Genomic DNA, 12,053 nt, shown 5'->3' with positions numbered 1-12,053 from the left:
CTCGGCTGCCTGAAGATGTCGATACTGCCCGCCCGAACAAAACAAGCGTCAGGCCGCCACGTTAGACGAGGGATTTCAGCAGTGCCCTGTCGGCGATTTCCATGCCGAAACCGGGCGTGCCGTCGTGTGGTTGCATATCGATCGCCAGGGATTGAACGCAATGAACAAAATCGATCTTGAAGGACAGGTCGCCGTCGTTACCGGTGGAGCGCAAGGGCTGGGCCTGGCCTTTGCCCGGCGGATGGTCGCATCGGGCGCAAGGGTGAGCCTGTGGGACATGAACAAGGCAGGGCTGGAGTTGGCCGTTGCCGGCCTCGGGGACGCAGCCAAGGGCGTCCTGGTCGACATCACCGATGCCGAGGCGGTGCTTGCGGCGCACGCCCGCACCGAAAACGAGAGCGGGGCCGTCTCGATCCTGGTCAATTCGGCGGGGATAGCCGGGCCCAATCACACGCTCGACGAGTATCCGCTCGATGCCTGGCGGCGCGTCATCGATATCAATCTCAACGGAACCTTTCACGTCAACCGCGCTGTCGTGCCTGCCATGAAGGCGCGCAACTACGGCCGCATTGTCAACATCGCCTCGATCGCGGGCAAGGAAGGCAACCCCAACGCATCCGCCTACTCGGCGTCCAAGGCAGGCGTCATCGGGCTGACCAAGTCACTGGGCAAGGAGCTTGCCGGCTACGACATAGCGGTCAACTGCATCACGCCGGCTGCGGCGCGCACACCGATCTTCGAACAGTTGAAACAAGAGCATATCGACTACATGCTGGCCAAGATCCCGCGCGCGCGGTTCCTGGAAGTCGACGAGGCGGCGAACATGGTCGCCTGGCTGGTCTCGAAGGAGAACAGCTTCACCACCGCGTCGGTATTCGATCTCTCCGGCGGCCGCGCCACCTACTGATCCCAAACCACGAGAATTCGCGCCCGGCCCTTCGTTCTCTAGCGCTTGATCTCATCAAGACGATCGACCGCCTTGACGTTCTCGGCCGAAGGCCCGGTGGGATCGAAGTCGGACGCCAGATACTTGTCGACAATCGCCTTCGCCAGTTCCGGGCCAATCACACGCGCGCCCATCGTGATGATCTGAGCATTGTTGGACTTGGCGGCCCGTTCGGCCGAGTAGGTATCGTGGGTCAGTGCGGCGCGTATGCCCGGCACCTTGTTGGCGGAAATCGAAACACCGATGCCGGTTCCACAAAACAGCAAACCGCGGTCGAATTCACCTTCAAGCACCTTTCGAGCAACCGTCTGCGCTATGTCGGCGTAAAAGCCCGGCTGACTGAAATCCGTTAGCGTTATGCCGGTCTTTCCGGCCAGATGCGCCGCAATCACATCCAGAAGCGGCTTTCCCGCACTGTCGGCGCCGATAGCGATCTTCATGGGCTCACTTCCTTTCAGATTCTGAGTTGTGCCGCGGATGCGCCGTCTGGCGCCTGGGTCCTGGGCGTCAGCGGGTGCATTCCATCCGCGGCCAACGGTTGGCATTCATAGTTTCGCCTGCAGCTTGACATTTGTCGAGTGCTAATCGACTATTGTAAAAATCGACGCCAAGAACAGAGATCATTCGTGTCGATCAGCTCGCGCCAAGGAGGGGTGTCGAGTGCCCTTGGGAGGAGAGCCGACGTGGAATTTTTGCTCGAGGTGGAAGGGCTGAAGAAGTCCTTTGGTGGCGTCGCAGCCTTGCGCGAGGGCCGCTTTCAACTTCGCGCCGGCACGGTTCACGCGCTCTGCGGCGGCAATGGCGCCGGCAAGTCGACCTTCCTCAAGATACTGATGGGTATCTTCAAGCGCGATGCCGGCTCAATCCGCCGTCGCGGCAAGGATGTGGAGTTCGCAAGCCCGGCCGACGCATTGGCCTCGGGCATCGCTATTATCGAACAGGAACTCAGCCCTGTCCCTCACATGACGGTTGCCGAGAACATCTACCTCGGTCGCGAGCCTTCCGCGCGGTTCGGAGGCATCGATTTCCGCGCGATGAACAGGTCCGCGCAAAAGCTGCTGGACGATCTCGAATTCGATATTCGAGCCACACAATACATGATGAACCTCTCGGTCGCGCAGATGCAACTCGTCGAGATCGCCAAGGCGCTCAGCCACGACGCCGAGGTCATCTTCATGGATGAGCCGACATCGGCGATCGGCGAGCGGGAGGCGCAGCACCTCTTTGCCGCGATCCGCCGCCTGCAGGCCCAGGGCCGCGGTATCGTCTACGTTTCTCACCGGCTGTCGGAGATCTTCCAGATCGCCGATTCCTACACGGTCTTCCGTGACGGCGCCTATGCCGGCAGCGGGGCGCTTGCAGACATCGATCGGCACAACCTGATCCGCATGATCGTCGGCCGCGAACTGTCCGAGGAATACATCAAGACCAACACGCCCACCTTGGAAACCGTTCTCGAGGTTACCGCGCTCACGTGCCCGAAAAAGATCGAGGATATCTCTTTCACCGCACGAAAGGGTGAGATCTTCGGCATTTACGGCCTGATGGGGGCCGGACGGACCGAGATCTTCAACTGCCTCTTCGGGCTCGACAAGCCTTCGGCAGGAAGCATCAAGCTCGACGGTGCCGAGGTCACTATTTCCAAGTCGTCCGATGCCATGGCGCACGGGCTGGCGCTGGTCACCGAAGACCGCAAGCTGACCGGCCTCAATCTCTCCGATTCCGTGCGCGCCAACATCTGCATGGCGAGCCTGCCGGAAATGAGCCCCGCCTTCAGCATGGATCGGCCGCGGGAGGCGCAAGCAAGCCGCGACATGCGGGAAAAATTCCAGATCAAGGCGGCGCGCGACACGATGCCGGTTTCCGGCCTTTCAGGCGGCAACCAGCAGAAGGTGGTGCTGGCAAAATGGTTCCTTCGCAACCCGAAGGTCCTGCTTTTGGACGAACCGACCCGCGGCGTCGATGTCGGGGCCAAGCGTGAGATCTATCGGATCATCAGTGACTTCGCCGCCGCCGGCGGCACGGTCGTGATGATCTCGTCGGAAATCGACGAAGTTCTCGGCATGTCGGACCGCATCATGGTGATGCGCGCCGGCAAGAGCGCCGGGATCTACAGACGGGAGGAAACGGATGCCCAATCACTCGTCCACCTATCAACCTGAGCAGGGACAGGGTGTTCGTCCGGTGGCAGAGGAGTCAATGATGTCGGTTGGAAACAACGAGAACGCAAAAAGCTGGCTCGGTTCGGAGCAGCGCCGGCTGCTGATTCAGGAATACGGCATCTTCTTTGCCTTCCTGATCCTGGTTGCGGTTCTGTCGATCTCCAACGAGTTCTTTTTGACAGCCGGCAACATCTCGAACGTGCTGCTGCAGACGTCGATCAATGGTGTCCTCGCCATCGGCATGACCTTCGTCATCCTGACCCGCGGCATCGACCTCTCGGTCGGCTCCGTGGTCGCGCTTGCCGGTCTCATTAGCGCCAGTTTCGTGACCACGTCCGCGACCGCCGGGATTTCCGGTTCACCCTATCCAGTCGTCTTCGGCCTCGGCATCGGTCTTTTGGTCGGCGTTGCCTGCGGCGCCGTATCTGGTGCGATCGTGTCGCGCTTTTCGGTGCCGGCCTTCGTGGCAACGCTGGGCATGCTGTCGGCCGCACGCGGACTGACCCTCATCTATGGCGGAGGCCGGCCTGTTCCCGCGCTGACGCCGGCGTTTCGCTGGATTGGCACAGGCGACATCCTTGGCATACCGGCCCCGGTCGTCATTCTGGCTGTCGTGTTTGCCGTCTCCTGGTGGATCCTCAACCGGACCCGTTTCGGCCGCTACATCTATGCCGTCGGCGGCAATCCCCACGCTGCCAGGACCTCTGGCATCAACATTACCCGCATACAGTTCGTCGTCTATGTCGTCTCCGGCGGTCTTGCCGGCCTCGCCGGAATGCTGCTCAGCGCCCGCACCGGCTCCGCACTGCCCCAGGCCGGTATTGCCTATGAGCTGGACGCGATCGCCGCGGTGGTGATCGGGGGAACCAGTCTTTCAGGAGGGGTGGGCCGGGTGACAGGCACGCTGATTGGCGCGCTGATCATCGGCGTCATGAACAACGGCCTCGATCTGATGGGTATCCAATCCTACTACCAGCAAGTTCTCAAGGGCGCCCTGATCGTTGGCGCCGTGATGCTTGATCAGAAGAGAAACTACGGGGCTTAGAGCATCGGACCCAAAGCCCCTCCGGGATCGGACCTGCACACCGCGTGTCCGTTGATAGGCGAACCATGTCGGTCGCTCACTTAAAGTGGAGGTACGAAATGAAAACATTGATGATAGCGCTCGCGTCCGCGACCGCGCTGCTGGCCTCGTCGGCCATGGCGCAGGAGAAGATCAAGATCGGCGCAGCACCTTACGGGTTGAATGCGGAGTTCATGCAAATTTGGGCAGCAGCGCTTCAGGAGCACCCTGCCGTCAAGAGCGGTGAAGTCGAACTGACGGTTTTCGACGGCCGCTATGATGCCCTGGTGCAGCAGGACCAGTTCAAGACAATGGTCACGCAGAAGTACAATGCGATCATCTTCGCACCGATTGACGTCGATGCAGGCGCGGCCGCCGTGCAGTCGGCCGCCGATGCCGGCATCCCGGTTGTCGGCTCCAACACCCGCGTCAATTCCGATCTCCTGGCCTCCTATGTCGGGTCCGACGACACGATCTCGGGCTACATGGAAGCCAAGACCGTGCTCGACAAGATTGGCTGCAAGGGCAACGTCGTCATTCTCGAGGGGCCGGTCGGTCAGTCGGCGCAGATTTCTCGCCTCGAAGGCAACAAGAAGGCGCTTGCCGAGTGCCCGGATGTCAAGATCCTCGAAGATCAGACGGCGAACTGGTCGCGCGCTGAAGCCCAGACGCTGATGGAAAACTGGCTCACCGCCCACCCCAAGCAGATCAATGGCGTGATTGGCCAAAACGACGAAATGGCCCTCGGCGCCATCGAGGCGATCAAGGCCGCCGGCCTTGATACGAAGAGCTTTGCCATTGCCGGCATCGACGGCATCACCGACGCGCTCCACGCCGTCAAGAACGGCGAGATGACGTCGATCCTTCAGGACGCACGTGCCCAGGCACAAGGGGCGCTCGATCTCGCCATCTTCAATGCCAAGAAGGGTGACTACAAACCCCAATCCGACATTTGGGCAACCTACAAGGACATGCCGTGGAAGGACGGCAAGGAGAAGATCTACAATGTGCCGTGGACGCCGGTGACGGCGGAAAACGTCGACAAGCTTCTTGCGACACGCAAGTAATTCAGCCGTGGGGTGTGCCCTCTTGCACACCCCACTTTCCAACAGGCCGGGAAGAGAACCATGACTGATTCAATACAGGTCGATCTCAATTTTTCACTTGGCGGCAAAGTCGCCCTGATCACCGGCGGCGCCTCCGGCATCGGCAGCGCCATTGCATCGGCATTTGCCTCGAAGGGTGCCGCAGTCGGAGTGATCGACATCAATGAATCGGTTGCGAGATCGAAGGCCGATGAACTCGGCAACGGTGCCAAGTTCTTCGTCTGCGATGTGTCCGATCCGAAATCCGTGGAGGCCGTGTTTGCTGCGGCGGAAGCGGCTTTCGGCCATATCGACATCGTCGTCAACAGCGCCGGCGTCGCCATCCTTGCTCCGGCCGAGGAGCTCAGCCTCGATGCCTGGGACAAGACCATCGCCATCAATCTCAAGGGAACGTTCCTCGTCTCCCAGGCCGCCGGACGCGTCCTGATCAAAGCCGGCAACGGCGGCAAGATCATCAACATGGCTTCGCAGGCCGGCACCGTCGCGATCGACCAGCACGTCGCCTACTGTGCCTCGAAATTCGGTGTCATCGGCCTGTCCAAGACGCTTGCCGCCGAATGGGGCAAGCATGGCATCACGGTCAATACGATTTCGCCGACAGTGGTGCTGACCGACCTTGGCCGAAAGGCGTGGGACGGGCCGCGCGGCGAGGCGCTGAAGCAGCGCATCCCGACCGGCCGCTTTGCCTTCCCGGAGGAAATAGCCGCCACAGCGGTCTTCCTGGCATCGAACGGCGCCGACATGATCAACGGCGCCGACCTTCTGGTCGACGGCGGCTACACCATAATCTGAGCGGCGCAGGATTGGAGCAACAATGCAGCGGTTTATCAACAATCCCGACGAGGTCGTCGAGGATACGGTCAAGGGCTTCGTCAAGGCGCATGCCGATATCGTCAGGCTTGGCGGCAATCCCCGTGTCATCGTCGCCCGTCATGCGCCGGTCAGCGGCAAGGTCGGCGTGATCACCGGGGGTGGCTCCGGCCACGAGCCTGCCTTCATCGGCTATACGGGACGCAACATGCTGGATGCGGTTGCGGTCGGCGAGCTGTTTTCGTCACCAACGGCAAAGAGCTTCCTCGACGCCGCGCGCGAGGCAGATGGCGGCAAGGGCGTCGTCTGCCTCTATGGCAACTACGCCGGCGACAACATGAATGTGAAGATGGCGATCAAACTCGCGGCCAAGGAAGGCATCGACATCGCAACCGTCGTTGCCAACGACGATGTGTGCTCGGCAGGGCCGGATGAACGCGACAAGCGCCGAGGCGTTGCCGGCGAGATCTTCATGTGGAAATGCGCGGGCGCCAAGGCCGCGGAAGGTGCTGGTCTCGCGGACGTGCGGGCGACGGCGCAAACGGCGATCGACAACTGCCGCTCGATTGGCGTTGGTCTTGGCCCTTGCACGCTGCCCGCCGTGGGTCACCCCAACTTCTCGATCGAACCGGGCACGATGGAAGTCGGCATCGGTCATCACGGTGAACCGGGTGTCCGGGTCGAACCGCTGAAGCCCGCCGCCGAGATAGCGCGGGAGATGGTCAAGATCGTCCTCGATGATCATGACCTTGCAGCCGGAACGGAAGTTGCGGTGCTGGTGTCCGGCCTCGGCGCAACCCCGGTCAACGAACTCTACATCCTGAACGACACGATCGAACAGGAGATCACCGGACGCGGGCTGAGCATCCACAAGACCTATATCGGCAACTATTTCACGTCGCTGGAAATGGTCGGCGCCACACTCACGGTCATGGCGCTCGACGCCGAACTGAAAAGGCTGCTGGATGTCCATGTCGATTGTCCCGCAAGGTTCTAGGAGACAGGCGAATGCAGCATTTTGAAAACGCTTCCGCTGGCGACATCGTTCTTTCGGTGGCGGACCGTATCATCGAAAACCGGGCCTATCTGAGCGAGATCGACGGCAAGATCGGTGACGGCGACCACGGCGTCAACATGGCCAAGGGCTTCGGCATGGCCGCGGAGAGGATCAGGGGCAACGACATGTCGCTGGCCACCGCCTTCGATACGCTGGGCACCGTGCTGATGACCGAGATCGGTGGTTCCATGGGTCCGCTCTATGGCGTCATGTTCACGCAATTCGCCGAGACGATCGAACACTCATCGTCAATCGATGCGAAGACTTTCAGCACGATGCTCACCAATGGTCTCGACGGCATCCAGGCCATCGGGTCGGCCAAGGTTGGCGACAAGACGCTTCTCGACACGCTCGTCCCGGCCATCGACGCCTTCGACAGCGCCAACGCCGACGGGAAGCCATTTCCGGACGCGCTGGATGCCCTGGTTGCCGCAGCCGAAAAAGGCCGCGACGGCACGAAGGACCTTGTGGCCAAGATCGGCCGCGCCAGCCGCCTGGGTGAGCGCTCGCTCGGCGTCCTCGACGCCGGCGCCACATCCTGCGCGTTGATCCTGAAAGCCCTGGCGCTAGGCGCCAAGCAGAAACTGCAGCTGTCTGCGACAGCGGTGCGTTGAATTTTGAAGAATGCTCCTCCCGAGCAATGGCTCCCGGCTGATCTTCCAGCCGGGAGCAAGCTGGAGCATGATTCCGAAAAGTGGAATCCGGTTTTCGGACAAGATCATGCTCAAACAAAAACCAGAGCCCCATCGCTCTGGAGCATGATCCGGAGCAAGATTGAGAGTTCGCCCGTTTGCGCTCATCTTGGCGACCGATTTTGGATTCGGGGAAACCAGGCAGCATGACCGTCAAGGCATCATCGGCGCGGAAGAACGGCGAGGCCGGCACCGAACCCATCCCGTTGCGCTACGGTGACGACCCCTACGTCTGGGCCTGCTGGCTCTACTACGAAGATCGCATGACGCAAGGCGATATCGCCGACATCATGGGCATTTCGCGGGCGACGGTGAACAGCTATCTGGCCGATGCCCGCGCCCGCGGGATCGTCAACATTTCGCTTGAGCCGTCACGGCTGAGTTCGCTCTCGATCGCGCAGGAACTCAAGCGTCATTTCGGGTTGCATGACTGCCTGGTCGTGCCAAGCGACGACAATGCGCGCCCGCTGATCGATCGTCTTGGCGGGGCTGCGGCGCAGGCGCTTGCCAAGCTTTTGAAATCCGGTGACACGCTTGCCGTTGCCTGGGGACGAACTGTGTTGGCAATCGGGGAGCAGGCCTCCGTGCCTGGCCTCCAGGACGTCACCGTCGTTCAGGCAACCGGAGGCACTCGTGCGAGTTTTCCCTATACGCCGGAACTGTGCGCTGCCGCCATCGCCGGCGCCGTGGATGGGAAGCTGATCAACATCACCGCGCCAGCGGTCGTTTCGACGGCCGAGGTTCGCGACATGCTGTTGCGCGAGACGCTGATCGAAAGCCAGTTCGAGGCGCTTGCCAAAGCCAACAAGGCGCTTTTCGGCATCTCTTCCCTGCGCCCGAATTCGACGATCCACACCAGCGGCTTCTTCGAATCGGTCTCACTTCAACAGTACCTCGCCAAGGATGCCGTGGGTGTCGTCGCCGGCCGCTTCATCGACGGACAGGGCAATCCGGTGGCCGGCCCGCTCGACGACCGTACGATCGGGATATCGCTCGACAGGCTGAAGGCCATCGGCCTGCGCATTGCGGTCGCCGGCGGTTTCGACAAGGTCCCCGCAATCCTTGCCGCGCTGCGCGGCGGCTACGTCAACGTGCTCATCACCGACGCCGCCACCGGCCGCGGCATCCTCAATGCCGATGGCGTGACGGAGCTCGACCAGAAGCTCTCGCAGCGCCCAAGGCTCGACAACGCCGTGGCTTTGCCCAGCAACTTCCGCACCCATATCAAGAAGTTCCTCAACGACCCCGACGATGTCGTGGAGGAGATGCTTGACGGCGTGGTGAGGGCCCACGCCGCTTATATCGAGCCGATCAAGGGTTCGCATCGTGCTCTCGTTGCCCGCACGGGGCCGAGGCCCGGGAAAGTCGGGCTGGTGATCGGCGGCGGCACAGGGCACGAGCCCTGCTTTCTCGGCTACGTCGGCAAAGGGCTCGCCGATGCCGTGGCCGTCGGCAACATCTTTTCGTCACCGCCTCCCGGCACGATCTTCCAGTGCGCCAATGCCGCATCGGGCGGGCAAGGCGTGCTGTTCGTCTACGGCAACTATGCCGGCGACGTGATGAACTTCGAAATGGCGGCCGAAATCGCGGCGGAAAAAAACATCGAGGTCCGCACGGTGGTGACGACCGACGACATCGCCTCGTCGCCGATCGAGGACAGGGAGGGCCGCCGCGGCGTTGCCGGCAACTTCTTCATGTTCAAGATCGCCGGCGCCGCCTGCGACCGGGGCTTGTCGCTCGACGCCTGCGAGGCCGTGACGCGCAAGGCCAACGCACGGACTTTCACCATGGGCGTCGCGCTGGAGCCCTGCTCCATGCCGCAGACCCGTCGCCACAATTTCGAGATCGGTCCCGACGACATCGAGATCGGCATGGGCATCCATGGCGAGCCCGGCGTCATCCGCGAAAGGATGATGAGCGCCGACGCGATCACGGACCGGATCATGGACCGCATCTTTTCGGAAATGAAGCCGGCAGCAGGCGACCGTGTCGCGGTGCTGATCAATTCATTCGGCGCCACGCCGCTGATGGAGCTTTACATCCTGTTCAGGCGCGTCGCGCAGCGATTGAGCGCCAAGGACATCACCATAGAGGCGAACTGGGTGGGGCATTATTGCACATCGCTCGACATGGTCGGTGCGTCGATAACGGTCTTGCACCTCGACAACGAGTTGACGGACCTGTTGCATCACCCTTGCGATACGGCTGTCCTGCGCGTCGGCTGAGATACGAGTATGCGCCGATCGACGATGGGTCGCATCCTGCTTGAACTGGGAGGAACACGATGTCGGACAATGCGGCGCGACGCCTGAGCAGGATGTTTTATCGCATCTCCATTGCGATCGAGGCGGGGAAGGATCACCTCTCGGATCTGGATGGCGCGATAGGCGATGCCGACCATGGCATCACCATGTCGCTCGGTTTCATGGCGGTGAACGCGGAGCTCGCCAAGCTCGACCTCGACCACATGCTTGCGTCGGACGTTTTCACCGCTGCCGCTTCGGCCTTTCTCGATGCCGTCGGCGCCTCCACGGGACCGCTCTATGCGACGGCGTTTCGAAGAGCAGCACAAGCCCTCAAGCAAGATGAACGCCTTTCGGCTGGCGACCAGGCGGCGATCGTCGAGGCCATGACGACCGGCATCAAGGAGCGCGGCAAAGGGCAGCGCGGCGACAAGACGATGCTGGATGCCTGGATCCCAGCAACGGAAGCAGCCGTCGGTGCACGTGCCCGCGCTGCCGGAAGCCGGGAAATGTGGAGCAGCATCCTGGAGGCCGCGGAAGCCGGCGCAAATTCGACACGATCCATGGTCGCTGCCCGCGGAAGGGCGGCGCGGCTGGGAGAGCGATCCCTTGGGCACATGGACCCGGGAGCGGCCTCGGCCGTCATTATCCTGCGCGCGATGAAAGACAGCTTTGGTGAAGACATCGCGAAGTAATCCGTGATTGTGCCGCCCGACTTTGCCACGACAGACTTGACTGAGTTGGAGCAATTCCAGGAAGGCGTGAAACGGTTTTCCGTCCGGGATTGCCTTAGAAGGAGATACCGTCGTGTTTGGCGGGAGACGCTCCGTCGGGCTTCTTCTGAACCGCTCGATCGGCATCGGTCGCTTCATCGACGCGGCGGAAAATCATGACGAGCAGGCAGGCGAAATACCCCACCTGCAGCACCACGGCGCTGATGACTGTCCACGCGAACGAGACCCAAAACGAGCCCGTGACGCTGTAGATCCAGCCAAAGATGACGGCCAACGCCGCCGTTGCTCCCACCAGAAACTGTGGAAAATACATTCGCCCTCGAAAGATTCCGGGAAGCATCGGCCCGGTTGTCTTTCGCCCCATTGCATGATTTCTACCCCGAACGAACAGTTTCAGTTTTTGCATATCAATGCAAGCGTGAACTAATATGCCTCGGCGGCACGCTATGACGGATCTTTGTCTGTCACAATTTCAAACGGAACCCATCCGGGGCAAAGCGTTGCTGCAACGCCCGCGTCGTCACCCCGAGGGGACCGAGCGCCGACAAACTGGAGAGTCTCGTGAGCGCATGTTTGCCGGCGCTCGGTAATCGCAGCACCGGGGGGTCGTTTGGGGTGTTTTGGGCTGCGACCTCTATACGTTAGCACAAGCTAATATAGAGGTATACGGCCATTTTGCTGGCTATCTAAACTCGAGGTTCAGTTAAGCTGATTCAGAATTCCAGTGCTGGTCGCCAGCACCAAACTTTTGTAGATCAGGAACGCTATCGTACAGATCGCGGCTATCGAGATCGGCACTCCGAATGGCACCACGCCCTTGCGGTCCAAATGCTGGACAACGAGCCGAAAAGCGCCCGCAGGCAGCATGAACGGGTTTTTCACGATCGCCGCGGTGGCGAGGGCGAGAACCAGGAGCAGCACTGAAAACACCGCGAAATCGCGTCCGCCGATCAGGAAGGGCACCACGGCCAGCAACTTAACATCACCGGCGCCGATCTTGCGCAGCGCCCAGAACGGGAGCAGCGCGATGAACAAAACAAAGCCGGCCAGGGCGCTCAGCCCCATATCGAACCACGATCCGGATTGGAGCGACAGCAACAGCATGCTCCCCGCCCCCAGGCAAAGCAGCAGCAGCACGTCGCGATTTGCGATCTTCTGGGTGGTGAAATCGATCCAGCCAATCCTTGCCAGCAGAGGGATGGCGAGGGCTTTCAGCAGCAGCGATTCGACCAGCAGCATG

Annotated in this window: 12 protein-coding genes; 9 read left to right on the top strand and 3 right to left on the bottom strand. The window is 61.3% G+C overall.

The window, feature by feature from the left end; genetic code table 11:
* Nucleotides 1–160: 160 nt before the first annotated feature.
* Complete coding sequence (locus tag AC1DZP_RS14405; protein WP_477303214.1) at nucleotides 161–907, top strand: SDR family NAD(P)-dependent oxidoreductase; 747 nt, start codon at nucleotides 161–163, stop codon at nucleotides 905–907.
* 38 nt (nucleotides 908–945) lie between these two features.
* Here the strand turns inward: AC1DZP_RS14405 and derI are convergent, their stop codons facing one another.
* Entirely contained in the window at nucleotides 946–1,386 is a 441-nt protein-coding gene (gene derI, locus AC1DZP_RS14400; RefSeq protein ID WP_477303212.1) for a D-erythrulose-4-phosphate isomerase, read from the bottom strand.
* A gap of 243 nt (nucleotides 1,387–1,629) precedes the next feature.
* Here derI and AC1DZP_RS14395 point away from each other — a divergent pair, with 243 nt between their 5' ends.
* The 8 genes from AC1DZP_RS14395 (at nucleotide 1,630) to dhaL (AC1DZP_RS14360) (ending at nucleotide 10,774) form a co-directional block, all read left to right on the top strand.
* Nucleotides 1,630–3,108 carry a sugar ABC transporter ATP-binding protein gene (locus AC1DZP_RS14395; RefSeq protein ID WP_477303210.1) on the top strand — a complete coding sequence of 493 codons (1,479 nt, stop codon included), beginning with the start codon at nucleotides 1,630–1,632 and terminating at the stop codon, nucleotides 3,106–3,108.
* A gap of 40 nt (nucleotides 3,109–3,148) precedes the next feature.
* Nucleotides 3,149–4,153: an ABC transporter permease gene (locus AC1DZP_RS14390; protein ID WP_477303208.1), complete on the top strand. Its 1,005-nt coding sequence runs from the start codon at nucleotides 3,149–3,151 to the stop codon at nucleotides 4,151–4,153.
* Nucleotides 4,154–4,251: 98 nt separating this feature from the next.
* Nucleotides 4,252–5,238, top strand: coding sequence for a substrate-binding domain-containing protein (locus AC1DZP_RS14385; protein WP_457154235.1), 987 nt, complete (start codon nucleotides 4,252–4,254; stop codon nucleotides 5,236–5,238).
* A 60-nt stretch (nucleotides 5,239–5,298) separates the two neighbouring features.
* Complete coding sequence (locus tag AC1DZP_RS14380) at nucleotides 5,299–6,069, top strand: SDR family oxidoreductase (protein ID WP_477303206.1); 771 nt, start codon at nucleotides 5,299–5,301, stop codon at nucleotides 6,067–6,069.
* A gap of 22 nt (nucleotides 6,070–6,091) precedes the next feature.
* Nucleotides 6,092–7,084 (top strand): dihydroxyacetone kinase subunit DhaK, encoded by a 993-nt coding sequence (locus AC1DZP_RS14375; RefSeq protein ID WP_477303204.1) that lies wholly within the window; start codon nucleotides 6,092–6,094, stop codon nucleotides 7,082–7,084.
* 11 nt (nucleotides 7,085–7,095) lie between these two features.
* Nucleotides 7,096–7,758 (top strand): dihydroxyacetone kinase subunit DhaL, encoded by a 663-nt coding sequence (gene dhaL, locus AC1DZP_RS14370; protein ID WP_477303203.1) that lies wholly within the window; start codon nucleotides 7,096–7,098, stop codon nucleotides 7,756–7,758.
* A 224-nt stretch (nucleotides 7,759–7,982) separates the two neighbouring features.
* A complete protein-coding gene (locus AC1DZP_RS14365) occupies nucleotides 7,983–10,061 on the top strand; it encodes a bifunctional sugar-binding transcriptional regulator/dihydroxyacetone kinase subunit DhaK (protein WP_477303201.1) in 2,079 nt (692 codons plus the stop codon).
* A gap of 59 nt (nucleotides 10,062–10,120) precedes the next feature.
* Nucleotides 10,121–10,774 carry a dihydroxyacetone kinase subunit DhaL gene (gene dhaL / locus AC1DZP_RS14360; protein WP_477303199.1) on the top strand — a complete coding sequence of 218 codons (654 nt, stop codon included), beginning with the start codon at nucleotides 10,121–10,123 and terminating at the stop codon, nucleotides 10,772–10,774.
* Nucleotides 10,775–10,868: 94 nt separating this feature from the next.
* Here dhaL (AC1DZP_RS14360) and AC1DZP_RS14355 read toward each other — a convergent pair whose 3' ends face one another.
* Both AC1DZP_RS14355 and AC1DZP_RS14350 read right to left on the bottom strand, forming a co-directional pair.
* Nucleotides 10,869–11,153 carry an exopolysaccharide production repressor protein gene (locus AC1DZP_RS14355; RefSeq protein ID WP_184872005.1) on the bottom strand — a complete coding sequence of 95 codons (285 nt, stop codon included), beginning with the start codon at nucleotides 11,151–11,153 and terminating at the stop codon, nucleotides 10,869–10,871.
* Between the two features lie 359 nt (nucleotides 11,154–11,512).
* Entirely contained in the window at nucleotides 11,513–12,052 is a 540-nt protein-coding gene (locus tag AC1DZP_RS14350; protein ID WP_477303197.1) for a prepilin peptidase, read from the bottom strand.
* Nucleotide 12,053: the final 1 nt, after the last annotated feature.

This window comes from Mesorhizobium sp. P2_F8, from assembly GCF_056403655.1.
This window is presented reverse-complemented; position numbering and strand designations above follow the sequence as displayed.